Origin of the sequence: Oceanicola granulosus HTCC2516 (assembly GCF_000153305.1) — a bacterium.
GTDB lineage: Bacteria > Pseudomonadota > Alphaproteobacteria > Rhodobacterales > Rhodobacteraceae > Oceanicola > Oceanicola granulosus.
In genome coordinates, this window is record NZ_CH724107.1 from 1,109,828 (window position 1) to 1,133,967 (window position 24,140).

At 69.8% G+C, this 24,140-nt stretch carries 26 protein-coding genes; 9 read left to right on the forward strand and 17 right to left on the reverse strand.

Annotated elements, in window-relative coordinates; all coding sequences use genetic code 11:
- Positions 1 to 135: 135 nt before the first annotated feature.
- From OG2516_RS05220 to OG2516_RS05235, 4 genes are all read right to left on the reverse strand, one after another.
- Positions 136 to 1,677, reverse strand: coding sequence for a phospholipase D-like domain-containing protein (locus tag OG2516_RS05220; RefSeq protein WP_007254584.1), 1,542 nt, complete (start codon positions 1,675 to 1,677; stop codon positions 136 to 138).
- Positions 1,677 to 3,308 (reverse strand): sensor histidine kinase, encoded by a 1,632-nt coding sequence (locus OG2516_RS05225; RefSeq protein ID WP_156799273.1) that lies wholly within the window; start codon positions 3,306 to 3,308, stop codon positions 1,677 to 1,679. Before OG2516_RS05225 ends, OG2516_RS05220 begins: the two co-directional genes overlap by 1 nt.
- Before the next feature lie 68 nt (positions 3,309 to 3,376).
- Positions 3,377 to 3,937 carry an RNA polymerase sigma factor gene (locus OG2516_RS05230; RefSeq protein ID WP_040614981.1) on the reverse strand — a complete coding sequence of 187 codons (561 nt, stop codon included), beginning with the start codon at positions 3,935 to 3,937 and terminating at the stop codon, positions 3,377 to 3,379.
- The gene (locus OG2516_RS05235; RefSeq protein WP_007254587.1) at positions 3,934 to 4,146 is read right to left on the reverse strand and encodes a NepR family anti-sigma factor; all 213 of its coding nucleotides are present in this window, start codon (positions 4,144 to 4,146) and stop codon (positions 3,934 to 3,936) included. The genes OG2516_RS05230 and OG2516_RS05235 overlap by 4 nt, the downstream gene beginning before the upstream one ends.
- Before the next feature lie 132 nt (positions 4,147 to 4,278).
- Between OG2516_RS05235 and OG2516_RS05240 the strand changes: the two genes are divergently transcribed.
- The 3 genes from OG2516_RS05240 to OG2516_RS05250 all read left to right on the forward strand — a co-directional run bounded on the left by OG2516_RS05240 (position 4,279) and on the right by OG2516_RS05250 (position 5,947).
- Positions 4,279 to 5,091 (forward strand): response regulator, encoded by an 813-nt coding sequence (locus OG2516_RS05240; protein WP_007254588.1) that lies wholly within the window; start codon positions 4,279 to 4,281, stop codon positions 5,089 to 5,091.
- Positions 5,092 to 5,228: 137 nt separating this feature from the next.
- A complete protein-coding gene (locus OG2516_RS05245; RefSeq protein WP_192808353.1) occupies positions 5,229 to 5,579 on the forward strand; it encodes an ElaB/YgaM/YqjD family protein in 351 nt (116 codons plus the stop codon).
- A gap of 8 nt (positions 5,580 to 5,587) precedes the next feature.
- Positions 5,588 to 5,947 carry a hypothetical protein gene (locus OG2516_RS05250; RefSeq protein WP_156799274.1) on the forward strand — a complete coding sequence of 120 codons (360 nt, stop codon included), beginning with the start codon at positions 5,588 to 5,590 and terminating at the stop codon, positions 5,945 to 5,947.
- Here OG2516_RS05250 and OG2516_RS05255 read toward each other — a convergent pair.
- Positions 5,925 to 6,254, reverse strand: a complete 330-nt coding sequence (locus tag OG2516_RS05255) for a hypothetical protein (protein ID WP_192808354.1) — start codon at positions 6,252 to 6,254, stop codon at positions 5,925 to 5,927. The two genes, OG2516_RS05250 and OG2516_RS05255, sit on opposite strands and share 23 nt — an antisense overlap.
- A 116-nt stretch (positions 6,255 to 6,370) precedes the next feature.
- Between OG2516_RS05255 and OG2516_RS05260 the strand changes: the two genes are divergently transcribed.
- Complete coding sequence (locus OG2516_RS05260; RefSeq protein ID WP_007254592.1) at positions 6,371 to 7,105, forward strand: Crp/Fnr family transcriptional regulator; 735 nt, start codon at positions 6,371 to 6,373, stop codon at positions 7,103 to 7,105.
- Here OG2516_RS05260 and OG2516_RS05265 read toward each other — a convergent pair.
- The 5 genes from OG2516_RS05265 to otsB form a co-directional block, all read right to left on the reverse strand.
- A complete protein-coding gene (locus tag OG2516_RS05265) occupies positions 7,076 to 7,978 on the reverse strand; it encodes a YihY/virulence factor BrkB family protein (protein ID WP_007254593.1) in 903 nt (300 codons plus the stop codon). The genes OG2516_RS05260 and OG2516_RS05265 overlap by 30 nt on opposite strands.
- 80 nt (positions 7,979 to 8,058) lie before the next feature.
- Complete coding sequence (locus tag OG2516_RS05270; protein WP_007254594.1) at positions 8,059 to 8,322, reverse strand: DUF7218 family protein; 264 nt, start codon at positions 8,320 to 8,322, stop codon at positions 8,059 to 8,061.
- Positions 8,323 to 8,487: 165 nt separating this feature from the next.
- A complete protein-coding gene (locus OG2516_RS05275; RefSeq protein ID WP_007254595.1) occupies positions 8,488 to 9,342 on the reverse strand; it encodes a formate/nitrite transporter family protein in 855 nt (284 codons plus the stop codon).
- Between the two features lie 64 nt (positions 9,343 to 9,406).
- Positions 9,407 to 10,777 carry an alpha,alpha-trehalose-phosphate synthase (UDP-forming) gene (locus OG2516_RS05280; protein ID WP_007254596.1) on the reverse strand — a complete coding sequence of 457 codons (1,371 nt, stop codon included), beginning with the start codon at positions 10,775 to 10,777 and terminating at the stop codon, positions 9,407 to 9,409.
- A 6-nt stretch (positions 10,778 to 10,783) separates the two neighbouring features.
- Complete coding sequence (gene otsB / locus OG2516_RS05285) at positions 10,784 to 11,548, reverse strand: trehalose-phosphatase (protein WP_007254597.1); 765 nt, start codon at positions 11,546 to 11,548, stop codon at positions 10,784 to 10,786.
- Between the two features lie 400 nt (positions 11,549 to 11,948).
- On the opposite strand from otsB, the gene OG2516_RS05290 reads away from it, so the two are divergent.
- The 5 genes from OG2516_RS05290 (at position 11,949) to OG2516_RS05310 (ending at position 19,194) form a co-directional block, all read left to right on the forward strand.
- Positions 11,949 to 12,572 carry a nucleoside/nucleotide kinase family protein gene (locus OG2516_RS05290; RefSeq protein WP_007254598.1) on the forward strand — a complete coding sequence of 208 codons (624 nt, stop codon included), beginning with the start codon at positions 11,949 to 11,951 and terminating at the stop codon, positions 12,570 to 12,572.
- Between the two features lie 228 nt (positions 12,573 to 12,800).
- The gene (gene glgC, locus OG2516_RS05295; protein ID WP_007254599.1) at positions 12,801 to 14,051 is read left to right on the forward strand and encodes a glucose-1-phosphate adenylyltransferase; all 1,251 of its coding nucleotides are present in this window, start codon (positions 12,801 to 12,803) and stop codon (positions 14,049 to 14,051) included.
- The gene (gene glgA, locus OG2516_RS05300; protein WP_040614982.1) at positions 14,048 to 15,457 is read left to right on the forward strand and encodes a glycogen synthase GlgA; all 1,410 of its coding nucleotides are present in this window, start codon (positions 14,048 to 14,050) and stop codon (positions 15,455 to 15,457) included. Before glgC ends, glgA begins: the two co-directional genes overlap by 4 nt.
- Before the next feature lie 3 nt (positions 15,458 to 15,460).
- Positions 15,461 to 17,548, forward strand: coding sequence for a glycogen debranching protein GlgX (glgX, locus tag OG2516_RS05305; protein WP_040614983.1), 2,088 nt, complete (start codon positions 15,461 to 15,463; stop codon positions 17,546 to 17,548).
- Between the two features lie 14 nt (positions 17,549 to 17,562).
- Entirely contained in the window at positions 17,563 to 19,194 is a 1,632-nt protein-coding gene (locus OG2516_RS05310; protein WP_007254602.1) for an alpha-D-glucose phosphate-specific phosphoglucomutase, read from the forward strand.
- A 2-nt stretch (positions 19,195 to 19,196) separates the two neighbouring features.
- Here the strand turns inward: OG2516_RS05310 and OG2516_RS05315 are convergent, their stop codons facing one another.
- From OG2516_RS05315 to OG2516_RS05345, 7 genes are all read right to left on the reverse strand, one after another.
- Positions 19,197 to 19,739, reverse strand: coding sequence for a chemotaxis protein CheD (locus OG2516_RS05315; RefSeq protein ID WP_007254603.1), 543 nt, complete (start codon positions 19,737 to 19,739; stop codon positions 19,197 to 19,199).
- Positions 19,736 to 20,164 carry a hypothetical protein gene (locus OG2516_RS05320; protein WP_007254604.1) on the reverse strand — a complete coding sequence of 143 codons (429 nt, stop codon included), beginning with the start codon at positions 20,162 to 20,164 and terminating at the stop codon, positions 19,736 to 19,738. Before OG2516_RS05320 ends, OG2516_RS05315 begins: the two co-directional genes overlap by 4 nt.
- Before the next feature lie 57 nt (positions 20,165 to 20,221).
- Positions 20,222 to 20,512 carry a hypothetical protein gene (locus OG2516_RS05325; protein WP_007254605.1) on the reverse strand — a complete coding sequence of 97 codons (291 nt, stop codon included), beginning with the start codon at positions 20,510 to 20,512 and terminating at the stop codon, positions 20,222 to 20,224.
- A gap of 5 nt (positions 20,513 to 20,517) precedes the next feature.
- Positions 20,518 to 20,904, reverse strand: coding sequence for a response regulator (locus OG2516_RS05330; RefSeq protein WP_040614984.1), 387 nt, complete (start codon positions 20,902 to 20,904; stop codon positions 20,518 to 20,520).
- A complete protein-coding gene (locus OG2516_RS05335; RefSeq protein ID WP_007254607.1) occupies positions 20,901 to 21,746 on the reverse strand; it encodes a CheR family methyltransferase in 846 nt (281 codons plus the stop codon). Before OG2516_RS05335 ends, OG2516_RS05330 begins: the two co-directional genes overlap by 4 nt.
- A 138-nt stretch (positions 21,747 to 21,884) precedes the next feature.
- Complete coding sequence (locus OG2516_RS05340) at positions 21,885 to 22,193, reverse strand: chemotaxis protein CheW (RefSeq protein WP_007254609.1); 309 nt, start codon at positions 22,191 to 22,193, stop codon at positions 21,885 to 21,887.
- Positions 22,186 to 24,138 carry a chemotaxis protein CheA gene (locus tag OG2516_RS05345; protein ID WP_007254610.1) on the reverse strand — a complete coding sequence of 651 codons (1,953 nt, stop codon included), beginning with the start codon at positions 24,136 to 24,138 and terminating at the stop codon, positions 22,186 to 22,188. Before OG2516_RS05345 ends, OG2516_RS05340 begins: the two co-directional genes overlap by 8 nt.
- Positions 24,139 to 24,140 lie beyond the last annotated feature (2 nt).

Sequence of the window (24,140 nt, forward strand, 5' to 3'; positions counted from 1 at the left end):
TGTTTTGCAAACAGGCTAGCGGCGAGGCGCGCCATTTTCTAGCCACATTTCAGTGCGCTCGGCCCGCAGGGAGCTGTCGTGCCATTCCTGCCACGCGCCCTCGTCGGCGGCGCTGCCGTAGCGGCAACCGGAGGCTCAGACCATGCCTTCCGGGATCCCGGGCAGGTTGCGCCCGAAGCGGCGGGCGGGGGCGACGCGGTAGGGCAGCAGCAGGCCCTCGCGCTGGTCCGGGTCGCGGGCGCGGTCGGCGTAGGCGCGGGCGCGCAAAGTCTCGAGGATATGCGCCGGCTCGTCCGTCGCCGCCGGCCCCTGCCCCGCGGACCAGTGGTCGAGGCAGCGCTGGAGCAGGTGGGTCGCGATGCCCGGGTCGTCGAGCCGCAGGCCGCACTCGGTGTCCCACGACATGCTGCGCCCGTTGAGGTTGGCGGAGGAGACCACGGCCCAGGCGTTGTCGAAGACGGCGATCTTGGCGTGGACGTAGATGATGGGCGCGCCGTCGAGGTGATCGCGGCGGGTGCGGGCGCGCTGCTGGCGCGCGGGCTGGGCGGGGGCGGCGAGGAACAGGCGGCCGCCGAAGGCGGTGGTCAGGCGCGCCACGGCGCGGGCCTGCAGGTACTCGCCGTAGCGCGCGTCGGGGCCGGGACGCGGCAGGAAGGCGACGTCTTCGGGAGCGGCGGGAAGCACGATGATGACGCGCAGGTCCGGGCGCTCGCGGGCGGCGCGCCCCAGCGCGGCGGCGATGCGGCTGTCGCGCAGGAACTGGGTCTCGATGTAGATCACCCGGCGTGCACTGGCGATACCCTCGATGTGCACGGCAAACAGCTCGCTGGCGACGGTCTTCGGCGACAGGCTCGCCCAGGCGCCGTGCCGGCGCGGCGCCGACAGGGTGCGCAGGAACGGCCCCGGCAATTGCGACGGCGGCTGCCGCCCGGCGGTCACGGCCTCGAACTCGCGCAGGTGGCGCAGCGCGTCGGCGACGACCCGGCCGCGCACCAGCATCTGCACGTCGTGCCACGTCTCCTCGGCGGGGCGCTCGTGATCGATCGAGTCGTAGCGGCGCTCGTCGAGGTCGAGGCCGCCCATATAGAGCCATTCGTCGTCGATCACCGCGATCTTCTGGTGGTGGCTCGCCGGGACGTAGTGGACCGGCGGCCAGAACCGGACCCGGCGGCCGTCGTCCTTGAGCAGCGGCATGAGCGCCGGGCTGAGCCGCAGCGCCTCCTGCCGCTCCGCCTCGGGCAGCCGCGACAGCCGGGCGAGCTCGGTGCGGATGCGGCGGCGGGCGTGGGGCCAGAGCAGGAAGGTCGGCAGCCGGCCGGTCCGGGCGGGGTGCATGTTGGCGCGCACCCGCAGCCCGTCGCACGCGCCCGACGCCTCGGCCAGCGCCCAGAACGCGCGCATCGACGCCCATGTCTGGCGATGCAGACCGGGCTTGGCGACCGGGTCGAAGTCGGCAATGGCGAGGTCGATCTCCACCCCCTCGCGCAGCTTGCCGGCGAGCAGGTCGAACCAGTGCGTCCCGTAGGCGCGCCCGGCGCGGGTGCGCAGCCGGGTGAAGGGGTCGAAGATGCGGAACGAGGCGGTGATGCGCACCTGCGCCGCCGCGACGCGCTCCTCGAACGCGGGATAGGCTTCCGCGGCGGTGAGGAGGATGCGCAGATCCTCGATGTCCTTCATCAGTAATCTAGCGTGTCGGGCAGCGCCTCGAGCGGCACGAAGTCGAGCGTCAGCCGCCGCCGGCCGTCGTCGAGGAAGTCGCGCTCGGGCCGGCCGCCGAGCTGGTCGGCGAGGGCGTCGATGAAGTGGTCGCCGATCAGGCCGAGCTCCTCGAATTCCTCCTGCCCCGGCGGCGGCGACACGACCGTCAGCCGCACCCCCTCCCCCTGCCACTTGAGCGAGACGATGACCTCGCCCTCCTCGGGCCGGCCGTAGGAGAGCGTCTCGGCCAGCATCAGCGAGAACGGCACCGCCTGCGGTGGCACCAGGAACACCTCGTCGATGTCGAGGTCGAGCTTGCCGCCGCCTCGCCCGATGCCCTGCTGGGTGGTGATGTCGTGGATGAGCTGGCCGGCGTTGACCGCCGACATGTCCTCGGACTGGTAGAGATTGCGGTGGATCGCGGCGAGGCTGAGGATGCGGTCCTGCAGGCGCGACAGCACCGTGCGCGCCTCGTCGCTCTGGACCTTGCGCCGCTTCATCGAGGTGATCGACGACAGCAGCTGCAGGTTGTTCTTCACGCGGTGGTGGATTTCCTTGAGCAGGATGTTCTTCTCGCGCACCGCGTTCTCGAGCTGCGCCTCGTCGCGCATGACGTTCTCGGCCATCGCCATGAACTCGGCGTCCATCTCGCGGAACTCGGAGGGGATGCCGGCGCGGGCCGGGGTCTCGACGAGGCGGCGGGAGCGGCCGAAGCTGCGCATCTTCTGCTGCAGGCGCTGGACGTGGACGATGACCAGCCAGTGCATCGCCAGCGAGCCGACGGCGAGGCTCGCGATCCACATGATGGCGGGAAACAGCACCGCGGCGAGGCCCGAGGGCAGCCCGCCGAGGGTGCGGTCCTCGATGTCCCAGACGCCGAGCGCGAAGACGGTGTCGGGCACCACGGGCGTCACCGCGTAGATGCGCCGCTCGCCCTCGCGGTTGCGCGCGGTGAAGGCCCGCGCCCCCTCGGCGGCGAGGGCCTCGAGCGGCTGCTCGGGCAGGTCCTCGAGCCCCGACTGCGCCATGCCCGCGGCGCGGCTCAGCACCTCGCCGCGCGCGTTGAAGGTGACCATCTGCATCGGCCGGGACTGGTTGCTGACGAGGGGCTCGGTCTGTTCGCGCCCGAGCAGGCGGTGGGGGATCGAGATCGACACCCAGCCGATATACTCCTCGCCGTCGAACACGGGCTCGGTGACCACGATCACCCACTCGCCCGAGATCGCGCCGTCGGCGCTCGCCGTCACCTGCCGGCGCGGCTCCTCGCTGAGGGTTTCGTAGAGGCTCGACATGGTCATGTCGAGCGGGCGGCCGGCGCTGGAGCAGACCATCTGCCCGTCGAGCGGCACGAAGCCTGCGAACACGAACTCGGGCGAGTCGCGCAGGAAATCCACCATCCGCTCGGAGCAGACGGCCGGATCCTCGTCGAGCAGGTCGATGACGGACGACAGGCCGGAGGCGGCCCCGACGGCGTTCTCGATCAGCACCGATTCCGATGCCGTCGCACGCTCCGTCAGGGCCAGCAGCGCCAGTTCGGACCGGCGCAGGGATTCACGCTCGTACTCGCGCGTCTGCACCACGGCGATGAGGCCGAGGGGCAGCAGGACCATCGACATCAGGATGATGACGCGAAGGGTAAGCCCCTGTCCGGCGCCAGCCTTCGCCCACTCCCCCGAAGTCACAGATGGCCCGTTCCGTTCGAGGCAAGTACCGCCAGAGTCGCGCCGTCGGTCATCTCCATCTCCTCGTCGTCGCGCATGCCGAGCAGCTCGTTGAGCCGGACCCGGCCGCGGTTGGCGCGGCTCTTGATCGTGCCGATGGCGACGCCGCACATCGCGGCGGCTTCCTCGTAGGAGAACCCTTGCGCCCCGACCAGCGTCAGCGCCTCGCGCTGCTCCTCGGGGAGCTTGCTGAAGGCCCGGAAGAAGTCGTTCATCTGCAGCTTGCCGTCGTGCTCGGGCTTTTCGGCAAGGGCGCCGGTGAAGGCGCCGTCGACGTCGGCCACCTCGCGCTTTGCCTTGCGGCGGCCCGAGTAGAAGGTGTTGCGCAGGATGGTGAACAGCCAGGCGCGCAGGTTGGTGCCGGCCTGGAACTTGTCGAGGTTCGACCAGGCCTTGACCACGGTGTCCTGCACCAGGTCGTCCGCCGACGCACCGTCGCGCGTCAGGCTGAGCGCGAAGACGCGCAGGGCCGGCAGGTGCTCCACCAGCTCTTCTTTGGGATCACGCGGAGTCGTCATTCGCTGCGCGCGCCTCCGATGCCGGCTTCCTGCAGCTGCGCTTCCGGTCCGCCGCTGTCCGCTCCGGCCGCACCGCCCTGCTTGTCTTGCTGGCGCAGCTTTTCGAGGAGATCTGTCAGCTTGTCCGGAAGCGCCTCGTTTTCGATCTGTGAAAACGCGCGTTTGAGGTGCGCGTCGATGTCCTCGAGCCGCCCCTTGGGTTTTGCCATAATGATGTTCGTCCCTTACTCTCCGGTCAGGAGCGCACGCGAAAAAAACCTGTACGCACGTCCCTACAGTGGAACTAAAATCCTCGGGGCGACGTTTGGTTCCCGAAAAACGCAGAAAAAAGGGTACGTTTTATGACTGCGACCACCGAGGCGACAGACCTGGCCAACGTGATCGGCAACGAGCTGCCATACCTCCGCCGTTACGCCCGCGCCCTCACCGGGGCCCAGAACTCCGGCGACGCGTATGCGGCCGCCACTCTCGAGGCGATCCTCGAGGACCGTTCGGTCTTCGAAAACGGCGCGTCGCCCCGGGTGGCGCTGTTTTCGGTGTTCCACGGTATCTGGACGAGTTCCGGCTCCCCCGTCGGGGAAGGCGAGAGCGGGCTGGCGAAGGCCGCGCAGGCTCACCTGTCGAAGCTGACGCCGAACACCCGCGAGGCGCTGCTGCTGCACACGATCGAGGATCTCTCGATCGAGGAGATCGCCCAGGTGATGAACACCGACAGCTCCGAGGCCCAGCACCTCGTCGATCTCGCGCAGCGCGAGATGGCCGACAGCGTGTCGGGACGGGTGATGATCATCGAGGACGAGGCGATCATCGCGATGGACCTGCAGGCCATTGTCGCCGACATGGGCCACGCGATCACCGGCGTCGCCCGCACCCGCGACAGCGCCGTCGAGCTCGCCAACACCGAGCGGCCCGACCTGATCCTCGCCGACATCCAGCTCGCCGACAACTCGAGCGGCATCGACGCGGTCAACGACATCCTGGGCGCGCTCGGCGACACGCCGGTGATCTTCATCACCGCCTTCCCCGAGCGGCTGCTGACGGGCGACCGGCCCGAGCCGGCGTTCCTGATCTCCAAGCCCTACCGCGAGGACCAGGTGCGCTCCGCCGTCAGCCAGGCGATGTTCTTCTCCTCGACCGAGCCGCTGCACAGCTGAGGCCGCCCCGTCGTTCCCCGGCGTTCCCGAGACGCCAGAGCCCCGGTGCTGCCCGCAGGCCGGGGCTTCTTCTTCTACCGGAACCGCGCCGCGCGAGGCGGCGTTGCCACGTCAATAGACACATGCAGGAGATCACCATGGCCACGACCACGCAGGCCAAGCAGGCCGCCCAGAAGACCGCCGACGAGGCCGAGCTGTCGCTGAAGGAAGTCTCGGTGCAGCTCGAGGCGCTGAAGAGCGACATCGCCAACCTGACCAGCGCCATGAGCGAGTACGGCAAGGGCCGCGTGCGCGAGGCGAAGAGCTCGGCGGAGGGCTATGCCCGCACCGCGCGCGAGACGGCCGAGGAGCGTGTGGAACGGCTGCAGGCCGAGGCGGAGCGCTACGGGCGCGAGGCGCGCGACTTCGTGCACCAGCAGCCCGGCTCGGCGCTCGGCATCGCGGCGATCCTGGGGTTCATCGTGGGCCTCTTCGCGGCGCGCAAGTGATCGGCACGTTGCTTGGACTGAGGACGACGCTGCGGGCGCAGGCGGCCCTCGCCGCCCGCCGCGCGGCGATCGGGGCGTTCGGGCTGGCGCTGTTGCTGATGGGGCTGTTCTTCCTGACGCTCGCCGCCTGGCTCGGGCTCGCCGCGGCGGTCGGGGCGGTGCTGGCGTCGCTGATCCTCGGCTTCCTGTTCGCGGGGCTCGGCTGCATCCTGCTCGTGATCGCCACGATGCGCCGCACCCGCGTCGCGCCTGCGCCGGTGGCCGCGCCCCCGCCCGCCGCGACGCCCGCCGGCGCGCTGTTCCCGGCGGCGGTGCAGGCGTTCATCGCCGGGCTGGTCGCGGGGCTCAATTCGGGACGGAAGAGGTAGCGACCTGCAGGCAGGCGCGCACGTGCGCGCCGATCTCGGCGGGCGAGAACGGCACGGGGACGTGGTGCAGCAGCGCCGCGCCCGGCCCCTGCCCCGGCCCATCGCCGCCGACCAGCACCATCCGCAGCGCCCGGCCCTTGAGGTGGTCGAACAGCTCGAGCGCCTCGGGCGAATCCTGCCCCGCCGACCAGAACACGAGATCGGGCTCGGCATCCTCCACCCAGCCGGTGCCGGACCAGTGCTCGATCTCCGCGTCGGACACGAACTCGCGGATCTCTCCCTCGAGGTCGAGCGCGAGCAGACGCACCGGCACCGCGATCAACACACGGAAACGTTTGAATGACGGCGATTCGTCCATACCCCATTATGGAACGCCAAGTGCTTCCGTGCATTAAGGAAAGACATAACAAAGGTCGTTCCTCCATGCCCGTCCCCTGCCGCAACTGCCCGCTGCGCCGCTGCGACATTTTCGCTCCGGTCACCGAGCAGGAACTCGCCTTTCTTCAGCGGTTCAAGTCGGGGGAGCTGAAGGTCGCGCCGGGGATGCAGCTGCTGATGGAAGGATCGAACTCGCCCCAGCTCTACACAGTGCTGGCGGGGCAAGGACTGCGCTACAAGACCTTCGCAAGCGGGCGGCGGCAGGTGCTGAACTTCGTCTTCCCCGGCGACTTCCTCGGCCTGCAGGCCGGGATGATGGGCGAGATGCACCACAGTGTCGAAGCGACAACCGAAATGGTGCTTTGCGTGTTCGACCGGAAGGAGTTCTTCAACATCTTCCGACATCACCCCGAGCGCGCCTACGACATCACATGGCTGGCCGCGACCGAGGAGCACTTCCTCGGCGAGACGCTGGCGACGGTGGGGCAGCTTCCGGCGGTGGCGCGAATGGCGTGGGCGCTGATGCGGCTGTTCAACCGGGCCGAGGCCCTCGGGATGACCACCGGCGACAGCTTCCCGATGCCCTACCGCCAGCAGGACCTCGCCGACGCCCTCGGCCTGTCGCTGGTGCACACCAACAAGACCCTCGCCCGCCTGCGCGACCACCAGATCGCGAGCTGGCACGACGGGCACATCAAGATTCACTCCCATGCCGGCCTCGCCGAGTCCGCCGGCGAGGAAGCCGGCGAGTCAGCCTGGATGACCCGGCCCCTCATCTAGTTCGGGCGGACGCTCCTCCTCGAGTGCCTTGCGCGCCGCCTTCTCCGCCCGCCGCAGCCGCCGCAGCGCCGCGTTGAGCGCCGCGCCCAAGAGCACGAGGAAGGCGGAGATGTAGAGCCAAATCAGCAGCGCGATCACCGCCCCGATGGAGCCGTAGACCTCGTTGTAGCGGCCGAAGTTGGCGAGGTAGAGCGAGAAGCCGACGGACGCCGCGAGCCACAGCACCACCGCCAGCACCGCGCCGGGCGAGACCCAGCTCGGGCGATCGCCGCGCGCGTTGGGGCCGAAGCGGTAGAGGATGCCGAGCCCCGCCAGCAGGATGAACAGCGCCACCAGCCAGCGCAGCGCCTCGAGCAGCCACGCCGCCGCAGCGCCGAGCTGCAGGAACGAGAACACGATGGGCGCGATGACCACCAGCAGCAGCGAGGCGACGGACACGCCGATCAGGCTGACCGTGAGCAGCAGCGCCACCATGATCTGGCGCAGCCCGCCCCGATTGGGCTGGCCGTGGATGGCGTTGAGCCCCTGCATGATCGACGCCACCCCCAGCCGCGCCGACCAGAGCGCGATCATCAGCGACAGCAGCGACGTCCAGCCGAGCTGGTCGGTGCGGGCGGCGAGGAGCGCGTTGATCTGCTCGGAGAAGAGCTTGTAGGCCTCGGCGGGGATGAACTCCTCCATCAGCTGGAGCTGCGCCGAGACGATGGCCGGATCGGCCACGAGGCCGAAGATGGCGATGATCGCGCCGATGGCGGGGAAGATCGCGACGATGCCGAAGAAGGCGCACCCGGCGGCGATGAGCCCGAGGTTCTTCTCGCCGATCTCCACCGCGACCGACTTCATCGCCTTCCACCACCGCCCCCGCTGGATCATGCGTCCTCCCTCACGCGAAAGGCCCGCCGCACGGACGGGCCTTCATATGGCAACCGGACTGCGCAAAGCGGCGTCCGCTGTCAATGGTTGCGCAGGGCGTCGATGAGTTCGTCCTTGGACATGTCGGATCGGCCCTCGATGCCGATCTCCTGCGCGCGCCCGTAGAGGTCGTCCTTGCTCCAGTCCTCGTAGGCGGCCGACTTGCCGCCCTTCTTCGAGGGGTGCTGGTCCTCGTTGGCCTTGGCATTGGCGATGCGGGCCGCCTTCTCCTTCGACGCGCCGTCGTCGCGCAGCGCCTCGTAGGTGTCGTCGTCCTTGACCGAATTTCCATGCTTGCTGGACATGCGCTCGCTCTTCGTGGCTGTGGCGGAAGCGCCACGACCGATCGCGACCTGAGGGACGAGGGGACAGGGATGGGTCGCGATCGGTCGTGGACTTTCACAGAGACCGTTGCCTCCGTCTGGAAAGGAAACCCGCGAGTCGGCGGCGGGTTCCCGAGGGACGCGCAATTAGTGCGCTTGTTCGGTCTCCGGGTGGTACTCGTCCTTCACCTGGCCCCAGGCCATCGCCGCGAAGATCAGCGTGCCGCCCACGACGTTGCCCGCGAAGACGGGGAGGAAGAAGTCGAAGACGCCCTCGTAGGCGCCCAGCCCGCCCTCGATCATCAGGAACGCCATCTCGACCGAGCCCGCCACCACGTGGGTGAAGTCGCCCAGCGCGATGAGCCAGGTGAAGACCATGATGACGAGGAACTCGGCCCCGCTCGTGACCAGCGGCATCATCCACACGATCGCCGCCACGAGGATGCCCGCCGGCACGCCGCGCACGAAGCTCTCCCACGCGCCCATGCCGGTGGCGTGTTCGGAGAGGCCGCGGATCGTCGGGATCACCTCCTCGGGCATCGCGCCGACCTGCGCCAGCCACCAGCCCGCGACGAAGGCCCCGACCACATTGGCGCCCAGCACGATGGCCCAGAGGCGGAGCACCCGCATCAGGTTGCGCAGGGTGGGCGCCTGCATGAAGGGCAGCACGGTGGTGATGGTGTTCTCGGTGAAGAGCTGCATCCGGCCCAGGATCACCAGCAGGAAGCCGAAGGAATAGCCGAGGTTCTCGACGATGTACGTCCAGCTCTGCCCCTGGGGCAGGTAGGTGCGCAGCAGCGCCTCGCCGATGACGGAGAAGGAGATCAGCACGCCGGCCGCGATGCCGGCCCAGAACAGCGAGCGCTGTGTCCGTTCGAGCTCTTCCTCGCCGTCGCGCCGGATCACCTCGTAGACGAGCTTGGAGCGCAGCTTGGCCGCGTCCTTCACCAGCTTCTCGTCCGATATATCGCGCAGCCGTTCTTCGGCGCCCCGCTTGGACATGCATCATCCCCCGTCTGAGTCGGGGCTAAACGCTGCGGTGCGGCAGGCGGTTCCCCGCTCTATGTCAGGCGACACGCATCTGTGGCTGGTTCTGGAGCGAGCGCAGGAAGGAATTCGTCCACCAGTCGATATCCGTCTCACGGATCACCTGCATCATCGACAGCCAGCGGGCCCGGCGTTCGTGCAGGTCCATCTTCAGGGCCTGATCGATGGCCTCGGCCATGCTGACGGTGTCGTAGGGGTTGACCATCAGCGCCCCGTCGAGCTGCTCGGCGGCGCCGGCGAAGTGCGACAGGATCAGCACGCCGGGGTCGGCGCCGTCCTGGGCGGCGACGTATTCCTTGGCGACGAGGTTCATCCCGTCCGCCAGCGGTGTCACCAGACATACGTCGGCGCGGCGGTAGAGGCCGGCGACCACGTCGCGCGGCAGCGGACGGCGCAGGTAGCGGATCGGGGTCCAGTCGAGTTCGGCGTGCTCGCCATTGACCGAGCCGGCCATGCTCTCGAGCTGGACGCGGATGTCCTTGTAGGCCTCCACGTCCTCGCGCGAGGGCGGTGCGACCTGGATCATCGTGGCGTGCGGCAGGTTCTTGTCGCGCATGGACAGGTACTTGCCGAACGCCTCGAAGCGGTTGGGCAGGCCCTTGGAATAGTCGAGCCGGTCGACGCCGAGGATCAGCTTCTGGTTCGTCGGCAGGTCGGTGATGGTGATGTCGGCGCGCTCGGCGGCGTCGCGGAACGCGTCGACGTCGATGCCGATGGGGAAGCTGCGGACCTCGAAGTGACGGGTGTCGAGCTTCATGCGGCCGCGCAGGGTGAACTCGGCCGCGGTGTCGCCACGCAGCCATTCGAGGCAGGCGGAGACGTCGCGCTGGGTCTGCAGGCCGATCAGGTCGTAGGCGGCGATCCAGTGCGGCAGCTGCTTGCGGTCGGGCAGCGCGGCGATGTCGGAGGGGTTGGGGAACGGGATGTGCAGGAAATAGCCCATCCGGTTGTCCAGGCCCAGCTTGCGCAACTCGGCGGCGAGCGGCAGGAAGTGGTAGTCGTGGATCCACAGCACGTCGTTCGGCTCGATCACCTCGGCGATGAGCTGCGCGACGCGGGCGTTGACGCCCATGTACTGGTCGCGGTCGCCCTGGTCGACGTCGATCAGGTCGGCGCGGTGGTGGAAGAGCGGCCACAGGACGGAGTTGGCGTAGCCGAGGTAGAAGCCCTCGTGCTCGGCCTTCGTCAGGTCGAAGGCGAGACGGGTGTACTTGTCGTCGGCCAGCGTCTTGAGGCCGCCCGGTTCATCGACGACCTGGCCGGACGAGCCGATCCAGATCCCCCCGCGCGACTCCAGCGCTTCGTGCAACGCCACGACGAGGCCGCCCGACGGCGCCGCCTCGGTGGGAATGCGGTTGGAGACAACGATGAGACGCCCCTGTTGTGACATCGCCCGTCAATCCTCTAGCCAGAGTTCGAGTTGATCACGCACCGCCGCCGGCTCCGGCAGGCGGTAGTTGGCGCCCGTCTCGCCGGGGCCGACCTTGACGGCGAGGCCGTCCTGCTGTCCGGCGACCCACTCGAGCGCGGGCTCGTCGGTGACGTCGTCGCCGAAGAAGACGGGGCAGCGGCCCGCGAAGGCCGCGGTCTTCATCATGCGCTTGATCGAAGCGTCCTTGCTGATCCCCTTCGGGCGCAGCTCGTAGGCCATCTTGGAGTGGTGCAGATCGAAATCCTCGTGCGCCGTCTCCAGCGCGTGGAGGAAGGCGTAGGCGTCGGGCTCCTGCTCGGGCACCTGGCGGAAATGCAGCACCACGCCCGTCGGCTTGCGCTCGGCGATCAGGCCCTCGTGGGTGGCGGCGAAGGCCTCGACCATGTCGCCGAGCCGGTGGACGACATCGCTCTCGGCCAGCGGGTGCGGATTGGTCTCGCCGTCGTAGCGCTCCTCGGCCCCGTGGCAGCCGATGACATTGCCCTCGTAGCCGCCGAGGAACTGGCTGACGACCGAGATCGGGCGCCCGGTGACGATCACCAGCCGGCCGTCGGTCGCCGCGTCGAGGCGGCGCATCAAGTCGGGCATCCCGGACGGAACGGCGACGCCGGAGGGGGTGTCGGCGAGGTCGACGAGGGTGCCGTCGAAGTCAAGAAACAACGCTGCGCGGGAGAGGTCGAGGTCGGGAAGCTCTGGGTCGGCGAACTTGGCGCCGTGCGGTTCGGCCATGAAACCTATCATTTCGTAATACATCGTGTGGATCCCCCCATCGCCCGGCCAGCAGGGCCGCGCCCTAGTCTAACGCATCAGATGCAGGTGTCGTTCCTCGCCAACACGCAAGAATTATGCGGTGCGCGTCCTTGGCAGCCGCGCTGCCTGCATGCTGGCCGACATGCCTCCCAGACAGGCAGCATTATGACCCGGAAACGGTGCGTTCTGCAAGTAAATCCACCCCAGGTTGCATCACAATCCACCACACCCTCTGGGGACAAGATGGCAAAACCGTGGCCGGCCCGCTACTTGGCCGGTGGGCGGCGAAATGCTGCGCCCCGGGGGGATGGGGTCTCGAAACCCGGGGCCGCGTCGGGGTAAGAGCGAAGCACCCATCACAGGTCCGGAGTCGAGCGACGTGATCGATGTCACCGAAGAGGTCAACCAGCTGGCCGACGCGATCCATGCCGCCCGCGCCAGCCGCGAGCGGGTGATGGTCGCCGTGGCGGGGGCGCCGGGGTCGGGCAAGTCGACCTTCGCCGCCGAGCTGCACCGCCGGCTGAGCCTGCAGAAGGTGCGCTGCGCCGCGATCCCCATGGACGGCTTCCACCTCGACAACGCGGTTCTGGAAGCGCGCGGGCTGAAGCTGCGCAAGGGCGCGCCCGAGACGTTCGACTCGCTCGGCTTCCTCAACGCGATGCGCCGGCTGCGCGAGGGCGACGAGGTGGTGCTGCCGATCTTCGACCGCACCCGCGACATCGCCATCGCCGGGGCGGTGGTGGTCGAGCCGTCGTGCCAGGTGGTCATCGTCGAGGGCAACTACCTGCTGTTCAACGAGCGCCCCTGGCTGGCGCTCGCGCCGCTCTGGGACATCTCCGCGCGCCTCGACGTTCCCGTCGCCGAGCTGCGCGCGCGGCTGATCCAGCGCTGGCTGAGCCACGGCCTCAGCCGCACCGCCGCCACCCAGCGCGCCGAGCGCAACGACATCCCCAACGCCCTGCGGGTGGTGGAGAAGTCGCTCGAGGCCGACTTTATCCTTTGACGACGCGCACTAGTGTGTTCCCCTGAAGGTCAACGCAGGGAGGACCAGGCGCGCGCACCGGCCGATAGCACGATGTCACGCCGCTCGACGCGGGCGGAGGTTCGATAAGTGCAACTTGTCCGCCCCCGGCCGCGCCTGCACCCCCTCTCTTGCGCAGATAAACGATAGGCCCCGCCCGCCTCGGCGCGGGGACGCGAACGCGGAGGACAGACATTGGGAGGAGATGGCATGGAGAGGCTGACGCAGAGATCGATGGCGTTCGTTCTGGCCGGCGGACGCGGATCGCGGCTCAAGGAGCTGACCGACCGGCGGGTCAAACCGGCCGTCTATTTCGGCGGCAAGACGAGGATCGTCGACTTCGCCCTCTCCAACGCGATGAACAGCGGCATCCGCAAGATCGCGCTGGCCACCCAGTACAAGGCGCACTCGCTGATCCGCCACTGCCAGCGCGGCTGGAACTTCTTCCGCGCCGAGCGCAACGAGTTCCTCGACATCCTGCCCGCCTCGCAGCGCATGGGCGGCGAGGCGTGGTATCGCGGCACGGCCGACGCGGTGACGCAGAATTTCGACATCGTGGACGATTACGATGTCGATTACGTCATCATCCTGGCGGGCGACCACATCTACAAGATGGACTACGAGATCATGCTGCGCCAGCACGTGGAGACCGGCGCGGACGTCACCATCGGCTGCCTCACGGTGCCGCGCATGGAGGCGACGGCGTTCGGCGTCATGGCCGTCGACGACAACGGGCAGATCACCGACTTCCTCGAGAAGCCCGCCGACCCTCCCGGCACGCCCGACGACCCGGACGTCGCGCTGGCGTCGATGGGGATCTACGTGTTCTCGTGGAAGCTGCTGCGCGAGCTGCTGCTCAAGGACGCGGACGACCCGGACTCGAGCCACGATTTCGGCAACGACCTGATCCCCGACCTCGTCAAGAACGGCAAGGCGATCGCCCACCGCTTCGACATCAGCTGCGTCCGCGATGCCGGCGCGCCGGCCTACTGGAAGGACGTCGGCACCGTCGACGCCTTCTGGGAGGCCAACATCGACCTCACCAACTTCACCCCCGACCTCGACCTCTGGGACACCAAGTGGCCGATCTGGACCTATTCCGAGGGCGTGCCGCCGGCGAAGTTCATCCACGACGAGCGCGACCGGCGCGGGGTGGCGATCTCTTCGATGGTCTCGGGCGGCTGCATCATCTCGGGGACGGAGGTGCGCAACTCGCTGCTGTTCACGCAGGTCCACACCAACTCCTACGCGGTGCTCGACCACGCCGTCGTGCTGCCCCACGTGGTGGTTCACCGCTCGGCGCGGCTGCGCAAGGTGGTGATCGACAGCGGCGTCGAGGTGCCCGAGGGGCTGGTCGTCGGGGAGGATCCGCTCGTGGACCAGGAGTTCTTCCGCGTCACCGAGAAGGGCGTGACGCTGATCACCCAGCCGATGATCGAGAAGTGGAAGGCGGCGCAGTGAAGGTCCTCTCCGTCGCGTCCGAATGCGCGCCGCTCGTCAAGACGGGCGGCCTCGCCGACGTCGCCGGCGCCCTGCCCGGCGCGCTGGCGCCGCTCGGGGTGAAGATGCGCACGCTCCTGCCCGGCTACCCGGCCGTCATGGGCGCGCTCGGGGCGCCGGAGGTCGTCGCCGACGTGGGCGACGCGCTCGGCACCCCGGCGCGGCTGATGGCGGCGACCGTCGCGGGGCTTGATCTGCTGGTGCTCGACGCGCCGCACTTCTTCGCGCGCGACGGCAGCATCTACCTCGGCCCCGACGGGCGCGACTGGTCCGACAACCCCGAGCGCTACGCCGCGCTCTGCTGGATCGCCTCGGAGCTGGCGCAGGGCAGGATCGGCCCCTGGCGGCCCGACCTCGTCCATTGCCACGACTGGCAGGCCGGCCTCGCGCCCTACTACCTGCGCGGCAGCGGCGTGCCGACGGTGATGACGGTGCACAACATCGCCTTCCACGGCCTCGCACCGGCCGCGCGCATGGCCGAACTGCGGCTCGATCCGATCGACTACTCGCCCGAGGGCTACGAATTCTTCGGGCGCATCAGCGCGCTCAAGGCCGGGCTGGTCTGGGCGCGGAAATTGACAACCGTTTCGCCCACTTACGCGGTGGAGCTCATGTCGCCCGAGTTCGGGATGGCGCTCGACGGGGTGATGCGGGCGCGCCGCGCGGACCTGTCGGGCATCCTCAACGGCATCGACACCGACACCTGGAACCCGGCGACCGACCCCGAGATCCGCGGCTACAAATCCGCGAGCGGCAAGAAGCATAACCGGGCCGCCCTGCGCGAGGAGCTGGGCCTGCCCGAGGCGGACGGGCCGCTCTGCGTCGTCGTCTCGCGCCTCACCGAGCAGAAGGGGCTCGACCTGCTGCTCGCCGCCCTGCCCGCCCTCCTCGCGCGCGGGGGCCAACTTGCCTTGCTCGGCTCGGGCGACGGCCACCTCGAGAACGCCTTCCAGGCCGCCGCCGCGCAGGACGGCGTCGCGGTGCGGATCGGCTACGACGAGGCCCTCGCCCACCGCCTGATCGCGGGCGGCGACGCGATCCTCGTCCCCTCGCGCTTCGAGCCCTGCGGGCTGACCCAGCTCTACGGGCTGCGCTACGGCACGCTGCCGCTCGTCGCCCTCACCGGGGGCCTCGCCGACACCATCATCAACGCCTCCCCCGCCGCGCTCGCGCGCGGGGTCGCCACCGGCGTGCAGTTTCATCCGGTCACCGCCGAATCGCTCGCGACGGCCCTCGACCGGCTCTGCGACCTGTGGGAGCAGCCGAAGGTGTGGGCGAAGTTGCAGAAAAACGCCATGTCGCACCCGGTCGGGTGGGAGAATTCGGCTCTGGCCTATTCAGCGCTCTACGAGGGGCTGATAGCCTGAGGCATGAACACAAATGTCAGCATAGCTGCCGGCCGCCCCTACCCGATGGGCGCGACCTTCGACGGCGACGGCGTCAACTTCGCCGTCTTCTCGCAGCATGCCCAGCGGATCGCGCTCTGCCTGTTCGATGAGGACGGGCGCGAGACGCTCAACATCAATCTGCCGGAACGGTCGGGCCACGTCTGGCACGGCTACATCCCCGGCCTGCGCCCGGGACAGCTCTACGGCTACCGCGCCCACGGCCCCTACCGGCCCGACGAAGGCCACCGCTTCAACGCCCACAAGCTGCTGCTCGACCCCTACGCCCGCCGCCTCCACGGCAAGCTGACCTGGGACGGCTCGTTGTTCGGCTACGACGTCGACGCCCGCCACGCCGACCTCACCTTCGACACCCGCGACAGCGCCGCCCACATGCCGCGCTGCGTGGTGGTGGAGGAGGACGACGGCTTCGACTGGCAGGGCGACCGGCCGCTCGAGACGCCGATGGAGGAGACGGTGATCTACGAGGCCCACGTCAAGGGCCTGACGATGCTCAAGCCGGGCCTCGAGCAGCGCGGCACCTACGCCGCCCTCGCCTCCGACCCGATGCTCGAGCACCTGACGAAGCTCGGCATCACCGCGATCCAGCTGCTGCCGATCCACGCGTTCCTCGACGACGAGCATCTGCTCGAGAAAGGGCTGGTAAACTACTGGGGCTACCAGACAATCGGCTTCTTCGCCCCCGATCCGCGCTACCTCTCGGGCGACGATCTGCGCGAGATCAAGGAGATGGTACGCCGCTTCCACGCGGCCGGGATCGAGGTGATCCTCGACGTGGTCTACAACCACACCGGCGAGGGCAACCACCTCGGCCCCACCCTCAGCTTCCGCGGCCTCGACAACCGCAGCTACTACCGGCTGGCGGAGTCGCCGCGCTACTATTTCAACGACAGCGGCACCGGCAACTCGCTCAACGTCGCGCACCCGATGGTGCTGCGCATGGTGCTCGACTCCCTGCGCCACTGGGTCGAGACGTACCATGTCGACGGCTTCCGCTTCGACCTCGCCACCTCGATGGGGCGCACCGAGCATGGGTTCGACCGCGACGCGCCGTTCTTCCAGGCGATCGCGCAGGACCCGGTGCTGTCGCGGGTGAAGCTGACGGGCGAGCCCTGGGACGTCGGCCCCGGCGGCTACCAGCTCGGCGCCTTCCCCAACCCCTGGTGCGAGCACAACGACAAGTACCGCGACGAGGTGCGCAGCTTCTGGCGCGGCGACGCCGACCGGGTGCGCGCGCTCTCGGCGCGGGTCGCCGGCTCGGCGATGCACTTCGACCACGACGGCCGCGCCGCCTCGGCGTCGGTCAACTTCCTGTCCTGCCACGACGGCTTCACGCTGATGGACACCGTCAGCTACAACCACAAGCACAACGAGGCCAACGGCGAGAACAACGCCGACGGCCACGACCACAACGCCTCCGACAATTGCGGCGTCGAGGGGCCGACGGACGACCCGGACATCCTCGAGGCCCGCGCGCGGCGGCGGCGCAACATGCTGGCGACGCTGCTGCTGTCGCAAGGTACGCCGATGCTGCTGGCGGGAGACGAGCTCGGCAACTCGCAGGGCGGCAACAACAACGCCTATTGCCAGGACAACGAGATCGGCTGGGTGACCTGGGACGGGGCCGACCCGGCGTTCCTCGATTTCGCCCGGCAGATCATCCACTTCCGCCGCACCCACCCGACGCTGCGCCAGAAGCGCTTCCTGCACGCGCGCGAGCGCCTCTTCGACGGCGTGCCGGACCTGTTCTGGCGCAACCGCGACGGCTCGGAGATGACCGACGCCGACTGGACCGACCCCGACCGGCGGCACCTGATCGCCGAGCTGCGCACCGCCTCGGGCACGCCGGCCTATGCCAACGTCAGCTACGCCATCATGGCGATCTTCAATGTCGGCGGGGCCCTGACCGTCACCCTGCCGCCGCCGAAGGAAGGGTGGACCTGGATCCGCGAACTGGACACCGCCGATCCGTCGCTCGGACCTTTTGCCGTCACCAAGCCGTTGAAGGTGCACGCCAATTCCGTGGTCGCCCTGATCCTGCGGCCGCAATAAGAGGGAGATTTCTCATGCAGGCCATCCACGTCGACACCAAGCCGATCGAGGGCCAGAAGCCGGGGACCAGCGGGCTGCGCAAGAAGACGCGGGTCTTCATGGAGCCGCACTTCCTCGAGAATTACGTCCAGTCGATCTTCGACGGGATCGGCGGCATCACCGGCAAGACCCTCGTCGTCGGCGGCGACGGGCGCTACTTCAACGACCGCGCGATCCAGGTGATCCTGCGGATGATGGCGGCCAACGGCGCAGCGCGCGCGATCGTCGGGCAGGGCGGCATCCTCTCCACCCCCGCGGCCTCGCACCTGATCCGCAAGCGCGGCACGGACGGCGGGCTGATCCTGTCGGCCAGCCACAACCCGGGCGGGCCGGACGAGGATTTCGGCCTCAAGTACAACGGCCCCAACGGCGGCCCCGCCTCCGAGGGCGTCACCGACCGCATCTTCGCGCGCACCCGCGAGATCGACGGCTACCGGATCGTCGAGGCCCATGACGTCGACATCGGGACGGTCGGGGAGCGCGCGCTCGGCGACATGGCGGTCGAGGTGGTCGACCCCGTCGCCGACTACGCCGCGCTGATGGAGGAGCTGTTCGACTTCGACAAGATCAAGGGCCTGCTCTCCTCCGGGTTCACCCTGCGCTTCGACGCGATGCACGCCGTCACCGGGCCCTACGCCAAGGCGATCCTCGAGGACCGGCTCGGCGCGGCCGAGGGCTCCGTCGTCAATGCCGTGCCGTCGCCCGACTTCGGCGGCGGCCACCCCGACCCGAACCCGATCTGGGCACACGAGCTGATGGCGACGATGACCTCCCCCGAGGCGCCCGATTTCGGCGCGGCCTCCGACGGCGACGGCGATCGCAACATGATCGTCGGCAAGGGCGCCTACGTGACGCCATCCGACAGCCTCGCCGTCCTCGTCGCCAACGCCACCCTCGCGCCGGCCTACCGCGAGGGGCTCAAGGGTGTCGCGCGCTCGATGCCGACCTCCGGGGCGGCCGACCGGGTCGCCGAGGCGCTCGGCATCGACTGCTACGAGACGCCGACAGGGTGGAAGTTCTTCGGCAACCTCCTCGACGCCGGGCGGGCGACGATCTGCGGCGAGGAAAGCGCCGGCACCGGCTCCGACCACGTGCGCGAGAAGGACGGGCTGTGGGCGGTGCTGCTCTGGCTCAACATCCTCGCCGAGAAGCGCCAGCCCGTTTCGCAATTGATGGCCGAGCACTGGGCGGAGTACGGGCGCAACTATTACTCCCGCCACGATTACGAGGCGGTCGAAGCCGATGTCGCGGCCGGCATCATGGACGATTTGCGCGCCGCCCTGCCCGACCTGCCGGGCCGCGAGGTCGGCGGCCTCACCGTCGATGCGGCCGACGAGTTCTCCTATACCGATCCCGTCGACGAGTCCGTCGCGCGCCAGCAGGGGCTGCGGATCTTCTTCGAGGGTGGCGGGCGCGCCGTGTTCCGCCTCTCCGGGACGGGGACCGAGGGGGCGACGATCCGGGTCTACCTCGAGCGGCTGGAGACCGATTCCGACCGGCTGCAGATGGGCGCGCAGGAGGCGCTGGCCCCGATCATCGCCGCCGCCGAAGCCATCTCCGGCGTGCGGGCCCGTAGCGGCCGCGACGCGCCCGATGTCATCACCTGACCTCATGCGCCCACCGCGCCGAAGAGGGTGAGGCCGGCCTTCGGCGGCAAGTTTTCAGTGGTGGCCGGGGCCGCCATGCCGGGCACGAGGAGCTGCCGCGCCTCGCCGGTATGGGGCCAGAACCGGACCCGCCTCGCCAGCCGCCCGCCGGTGCTCGTGGCGAGGACGGGGATCGCCTCCGTCCGCAGGTAGCCGCGGGCGAGGTCGACGTTCTTGTGCCCGATCTGCGGCAGCTTCTCCGACATGTGCGCCCCGCCGAAGACCTTCGCCGCCAAACGCTCCTTGCGCGCGCCGGCCTTGAGCAGCTCGTTGATCAGCAGCTCGATCAGGTACATGCCCCAACGGTCGCTCCCCGGCCGGGAGCGTTCGGGCAGCACGATGTGGTTCATGCCGCCGATGCCGGCCTTGCGATCGTGCAGGCAGACGGCGACGCAGGAGCCGAGCACCGTCGTCAGCACCACCTCCGCCTGGCGCGAGATCGCGATGCCCCCCTGCATGACCGTGATGCAGCGCGCCGCCTCGCCGTATTCCGCCGGCAGGCTCATGCGCGCACCGTGCGGGCTTGCACGGCCGGGGGCTCTGGCCTGCCCTTCCGACCGATCAAACTGCCGCCGGCGCGGCGCGGGACGAGCCGCGCGGCGGCCAGGCGCAACTGGGGGATCAGGGTGTCGGCGTCGTCGACTGGCCTGACGTGCGGAAGATCGGGCGCGCCCGGCATGCCGGGCCGCTCACCGAGCCGGATGCATCCCACGTGCAGCGCGGCGAAGAGGCCGCACAGGAGCCTGAACTCCACGGCCTCGCTCACCTCGGCCGGCAGCAGGACGGCGTCGGCCGATAGGTCTCCGACCGCCGTGTGAAGCTCCGTCAGGTCCGACACGGCAGCGACGACCGTTACCCCGTCCGCGGCATCGAGCAGGCGCTTCAGCCACGGGTAGCGGCCGTAGGGAGATTGTAAAAGGATCAGGCACACGGGCAACTTCCTGCAGGCGGTGTTCGTCCAGCCTAGGGCGAAGACCTTGCCAATTGCTTACCTCCCGAAGATTTCCACCCCCTTTCGCCCGATCCCGCCTGCCTCCTCGCCTGCCAGCCGCGCGCGCACGTCGGCGAGCGCGACGCCGGCGAGCGCCGCCGCGCCGTCTTTCGCTGCCGCGATGGCTTCCAGAAAGACGCGCAGGTCGGCCAGCGCCTGCATCATCCTGTCGAGCGCCTGCAGGTCGGCCGAGCTCGCCGTTCCGTCGAGAAGGCGTTCCTCGAAGGCGGCGAGATCGTCTTCGAGACGCCCGAGCTCGTGCGCCGCGCGGCGCGCCGCTGCGTGCACGGGCTCTATAGCCGCCCCACCACGCGTTCGATGCAGCCGCGAAGCGAGATCGTGGTGAAGGGTTTGCGTATCATGTTGTTCAGGCCCAGTTTTTGCGCCTTCTCGATCAGCTCCCGGTTCGGGCTCCCGGTGATCAGGATGAATCCGATGCGGCTCGTCGCCCGGGTCTGGCGGAGCGCGGCGAGCAGGCCGAGGCCGTCGAGGTGCGGCATGTTCAGGTCCGACAGGACCAGGTGGACCGGGTCCGCGGCGAGGCGCGACAGCGCGGCGCGGGCGTCGCTCTCGGCGCGCACGTTCCAGATGCCGATCTCCTCGAGCGCCTGGGTGATGAGGCCGCGGCTGGTCGACATGTCGTCGACGACCATCACGCGCAAGTTGTCTCTCAGGCTCAAGACGCGGCCTCCCCCGTGGTGCGGCGGTAAGCGGTGGCGCCGGCGCGGGCGTAGGCGGCGGCCGCCGGGCCGGAGAGGCGTTCGGAATGGCCGATGAAGAGCCAGCCTCCCGGGGAGGTGAGCGCGGCGAAACGTTGCCAGAGGGCCTGTTGCGCCGGTCGGTCGAAGTAGATCGCGACGTTGCGGCAGAAGATCGCCTCGAACGGGCGGCAGAGCGGCCACGGCGCGACGAGGTTGAGCGGCCGGAAGCGGACGAGGGCGCGCGCCGACGGCGCGATCCGGCCGGTGCCGTCGGTGAGGGCGGTGGTGCTGGAAATGGTGTCCGGAACGGCTGCGAATTCGTGTGACGCGTAGATGCCGGCTTCGGCGCGATCCAGAGCGCGTTGATCGATGTCGGTCGCGAGGATGCGGATATCGTACCGCTCGGCCTCCGGGCAGGCCGCGAGGAGGGTGAATGCGAGGGAGTAGGCCTCCTGCCCCGTGGCGCAACCGGCCGACCAGACACGCGCCCGCCCGCCGGCGCGGGCGCGGGCGAGGGCGGCGGGGAGGACCTGCTCGCGGAAGAGGTCGAAATGGTGCCGCTCGCGGAAGAAGCGGGTGACGTTCGTGGTTAGCGCGGAGACGAGCTCGGCTTGTTCATCGGCGCCGTGCGGGCCCTGGAGCAACTCGAGATAGGCGCCGAACCCGGGCAGTCGGAGCGCGCGCAGACGCCGGCTCAGGCGGGCGTGGACGAGGGCGCGCTTGCGGTCGCTGAGGTCGAGGCCGAACTGACGGCGCACCAGCGCGGCGATGGCGTCGAACTGGCGGTCCGACAGGTGATGTGCGGGCGTGAGGAGGCTCATGCAGGCTCCTCGAGCGCGGTCGGCAGGACCTGCGCGAGGTCGAGCTGGCGGATCATGCCCTCGTCGGTGGCGATCATCGCGCAGATGCAGCGCGCGGTGTCGTCGCGCCAGAGATCGGGGGCGTCCTGGAGGGCTGCGTCAGGGATGCTCTGGATGGCGTCGACGGCGTCGGAGGCCCGCGGCCTGGGCGCCGAGGGTGGCGACGATGATGACGTGGCGCTCGCTCGGGCGGGTTTCCCCGAGGCCGAGGCGGGCGGCGAGGTCGAGGACGGGGATCACGGCGCCGCGCAGGTTGATGACACCGAGCATGTAGGCCGGCGTGCGTGGCAGCAGCGTTACCGGGGACCACCTCCGAATCTCGCGCACCTGCCGGACGTCGAGGCAGAAGCTCTGGCCGGCGACGTGGAAGGAGATGACTTCGAGCAGGGCGGGGGCGGGATCAGGCATGGGCGGGCTCCTTCGGCGGCGTGGCCGGCAGGGTGGCTTCGGCGACGAGGGCTTCGGGATCGAGGATGAAGGCGATGCGGCCGTCGCCGAGGATCGTCGCCGCGGACAGGCCGGGGACGTGGCCGCAGGTGCCGGTGAGGCTCTTGATGACGACCTGGCGCTGCTCCCAGATCCGCTCGACGGCGAGGGCGCAGAGGCCCCGGGCCTCGCTGTCGCAGAGCAGGAGCATGACCTCCTCGGCGGGCGCGCGGGGCGGCGGCAGGCCGAGGGCGGCGGCGGCGTCGACGACGGGGACGTGGCGGCCGCGCAGGCGCAGGAGGCGACCGTCGGCGCCGAGCTTGTGGAGATCGGCCGGGGCGGCGCGGACGGTCTCGTTGATGGTGGCGATGGGGACCACCATCGTCTGCCCGGCGATGGTGACGATCATGCCATCGAGCACGGCGAGGGTGAGCGGCAGGGTGATGGAAAAGGTGGTGCCCGCGCCGGGGCGGGTGGCGATGGAGACGCGGCCGCCGAGGGCGGCGATGGCGGTCTTGACGACGTCCATTCCGACGCCGCGGCCGGAGAGGCTGGAGATGACGCTGGAGGTGGAAAAGCCGGGCAGGAACAGGAGGTTGTCGATCTCGGCGTCGGTGAGGTCGGCCTCGGGCGAGACCAGGCCGCGAGCCTCGGCGGCGGCGCGGATGCGGGGGCGGTCGAGGCCGGCGCCGTCGTCGGCGATCTCGAGCAGGATCGCGCCGGCGCGGTGGGCGGCGGTGAGGCGCAGGGTGCCGGCGGGCGGCTTGCCGAGTGCGACGCGGCGCTCGGGCGGCTCGATGCCGTGGTCGATGGCGTTGCGGATCATGTGGGTGAGCGGATCGGCGAGGCTGTCGACGACGGTCTTGTCGATCTCCGTTTCGGCGCCCTCGGTGACGAGGCGGACATCCTTGCCCGTCGCGGTGGCGGCCTCGCGGACTATGCGGGACATGCGGCTGAAGAGCGGCTTCACGGGCTGGGCGCGGATCGCCATGACGCCTTCCTGCAGGTCGCGCGCGAGGGCCCGGTAATCCTCCAGATCGCCCGAAAGGGAGGCGCCGGCGGAGAGGCCGAGATCGTCGATGCGCTGGGACAGGACGGCCTGGTTGATGATGAGCTCGCCGACGACGTTCATCATCCGGTCCACCCGGTCGAGATCGACGCGCAATGTCGGGCGGGGCGGCGGCGGTGCGGGAGGAAGCGGCGCCTCGGCGGCAGGGGGCGGCGGGCCCGGCTCGGGCGGCTCGGCGATGTCGAGGCGGCAGAGGCCCTCGGTGAAGGCGAAGACGTCGCGGATGGCGGGCTCGGGCGCGGTGGTCTCGAGGGTCCAGCTGACGTCGGGCGCCTCCCAGCCGGCGGCGAGGGGCGCGAGGGCGCTGGTGTCCGCCTCGATGTCGAGCGGGGCGAGGCCGGCGAGCGCGTCGAACAGGTGGAGCGGCTCGTGGCCGTTGGCGAAGAGGGCCGGCGTGGGCGTGAAGCGGACGCTGCGGGGGCGCTCGGGCGAGAGATCGAGCGCGACCGGCTCGAAGGCGAGCTCGTCGGGTGGCGCGTCGGCGTGCGTGCCGAGCAGGGCGGCGAGCTCGTCGTGCAGCGCCGGACGGGCGGGCGCGGGCGCGCCGGCGCGGGCGGCGGCGACGAGGTCGGCGAGGTGATCGGCGGCGCGCTGGAGCAGGGCGACCAGCGGCGCGCTGGGCTCGAGCGCGTCGGCGCGGAGGCGGTCGAGCACCGTCTCGAAGGTGTGCGAGAATTCGGCGACGGCGGCGAGCTTGAAGGCGCCGGCACCGCCCTTGATGGAGTGGACGGCGCGGAAGAGCGCATGCACCGTCTCGGCATCGGCCGCGCCCGCGGCGAGGGCCGCCAGCCCGTCGGCGAGCGACTCGAGCAAGTCCTCGCACTCCTCGAAGTAGGTCTGCCGGATCGCCTCGTTCATGG

Excerpts from the sequence above, each read along its gene's own strand:
- glgC (WP_007254599.1), top strand. The coding sequence starts at position 12,801 with ATGGAGAGGCTGACGCAGAGATCGATGGCGTTCGTTCTGGCCGGCGGA.
- OG2516_RS05265 (WP_007254593.1), bottom strand. The coding sequence starts at position 7,978 with ATGATCCAGCGGGGGCGGTGGTGGAAGGCGATGAAGTCGGTCGCGGTG.
- OG2516_RS05260 (WP_007254592.1), top strand. The coding sequence starts at position 6,371 with ATGCCCGTCCCCTGCCGCAACTGCCCGCTGCGCCGCTGCGACATTTTC.
- OG2516_RS05315 (WP_007254603.1), bottom strand. The coding sequence starts at position 19,739 with ATGAGCCTGCCGGCGGAATACGGCGAGGCGGCGCGCTGCATCACGGTC.
- OG2516_RS05345 (WP_007254610.1), bottom strand. The coding sequence starts at position 24,138 with ATGAACGAGGCGATCCGGCAGACCTACTTCGAGGAGTGCGAGGACTTG.
- OG2516_RS05245 (WP_192808353.1), top strand. The coding sequence starts at position 5,229 with ATGGCCACGACCACGCAGGCCAAGCAGGCCGCCCAGAAGACCGCCGAC.
- OG2516_RS05340 (WP_007254609.1), bottom strand. The coding sequence starts at position 22,193 with ATGCCTGATCCCGCCCCCGCCCTGCTCGAAGTCATCTCCTTCCACGTC.
- OG2516_RS05275 (WP_007254595.1), bottom strand. The coding sequence starts at position 9,342 with ATGTCCAAGCGGGGCGCCGAAGAACGGCTGCGCGATATATCGGACGAG.
- OG2516_RS05335 (WP_007254607.1), bottom strand. The coding sequence starts at position 21,746 with ATGAGCCTCCTCACGCCCGCACATCACCTGTCGGACCGCCAGTTCGAC.
- OG2516_RS05240 (WP_007254588.1), top strand. The coding sequence starts at position 4,279 with ATGACTGCGACCACCGAGGCGACAGACCTGGCCAACGTGATCGGCAAC.
- OG2516_RS05225 (WP_156799273.1), bottom strand. The coding sequence starts at position 3,308 with ATGGTCCTGCTGCCCCTCGGCCTCATCGCCGTGGTGCAGACGCGCGAG.
- OG2516_RS05220 (WP_007254584.1), bottom strand. The coding sequence starts at position 1,677 with ATGAAGGACATCGAGGATCTGCGCATCCTCCTCACCGCCGCGGAAGCC.
- glgX (WP_040614983.1), top strand. The coding sequence starts at position 15,461 with ATGAACACAAATGTCAGCATAGCTGCCGGCCGCCCCTACCCGATGGGC.
- OG2516_RS05270 (WP_007254594.1), bottom strand. The coding sequence starts at position 8,322 with ATGTCCAGCAAGCATGGAAATTCGGTCAAGGACGACGACACCTACGAG.
- otsB (WP_007254597.1), bottom strand. The coding sequence starts at position 11,548 with ATGGCCGAACCGCACGGCGCCAAGTTCGCCGACCCAGAGCTTCCCGAC.
- OG2516_RS05280 (WP_007254596.1), bottom strand. The coding sequence starts at position 10,777 with ATGTCACAACAGGGGCGTCTCATCGTTGTCTCCAACCGCATTCCCACC.
- OG2516_RS05310 (WP_007254602.1), top strand. The coding sequence starts at position 17,563 with ATGCAGGCCATCCACGTCGACACCAAGCCGATCGAGGGCCAGAAGCCG.
- OG2516_RS05230 (WP_040614981.1), bottom strand. The coding sequence starts at position 3,937 with ATGACGACTCCGCGTGATCCCAAAGAAGAGCTGGTGGAGCACCTGCCG.
- OG2516_RS05235 (WP_007254587.1), bottom strand. The coding sequence starts at position 4,146 with ATGGCAAAACCCAAGGGGCGGCTCGAGGACATCGACGCGCACCTCAAA.